The sequence below is a fragment of the Streptosporangium minutum genome (genome assembly GCF_002149035.1).
Lineage (GTDB): Bacteria > Actinomycetota > Actinomycetes > Streptosporangiales > Streptosporangiaceae > Streptosporangium > Streptosporangium minutum.
Genome location: NZ_NGFP01000534.1, coordinates 1 through 762, shown reverse-complemented (window position 1 = coordinate 762; position 762 = coordinate 1). Strand labels below are relative to the sequence as shown.

The window sequence follows — 762 nt, the reverse complement described above, 5'->3', positions numbered from 1 at the left end:
CCGGTCCGCCCTCCCCATACGGCGTGCCGCCGGCGCGCTCGGCGGGCGCGGCGGGCAGGGATCCGGTGCGTGCGCACCTGACCTCCCCGGGAGCGCGGGACCTGGCGACCACCGGGTCGCGGCCGGCGGGCGCCGCGCCCTCGGGCACGTCGAACYCCCGGGTGTTCGTCGCGGTGGCCGTGGCCTTCACCATCCTGCTGCTGGCCGGGGCCGGGGTGATGTTCCTGGAGAACCGCGACCGGAAGCCGTCCGCCGATCAGCGGCAGGACACGGCCGGCGAGACCGGGAAGGCCGGTACGGGCACGGAGATCGGGAAGGTCGACACCGTCACGGCCGCCTGCCCTGCCGCCGGGGTACCGGGTGCTCGGGCCGCCTGTGTGAAGGAGGCCGAGTGCTGGGGCGGCCTCGTCGTGGTTTCGGGTGACGCGGCGGCCAAGCGGATCGGCTGCGAGGAGTCGCACTCCTGGGAGACCTTCGCGATCGCCCCGCTGCCGGCGGACTCCCTCACCTACGATTCCGCGGCCCTGGGGAAGCACCCGACGGTGAAGAAGGTGTGCGCCTCACCGGTCATGCTCGCCTCCCGGTACGGCGACGCCCGCGCGATCGGCGCGGGCAGGTGGCACAGCACGGTCCTGCCGCCGTCGAAGGAGCAGTTCGAGCTGGGCGTGCGGACCTACCGCTGCCTGGGAGGAGTGCTCGGCTCGGAGAAACCGGGCACCTTCTTCCGTCCCTGAACCGAACCCCTCCGTCCCCGACCCGGAC

At 74.1% G+C, this 762-nt stretch carries 1 protein-coding gene; it reads left to right on the top strand.

Annotation, left to right across the window (positions count from 1 at the left end):
- Positions 1-734 (top strand): hypothetical protein (locus CA984_RS46960; RefSeq protein WP_207621282.1); only part of this gene is annotated, 734 nt, incomplete at its 5' end.
- Positions 735-762 lie beyond the last annotated feature (28 nt).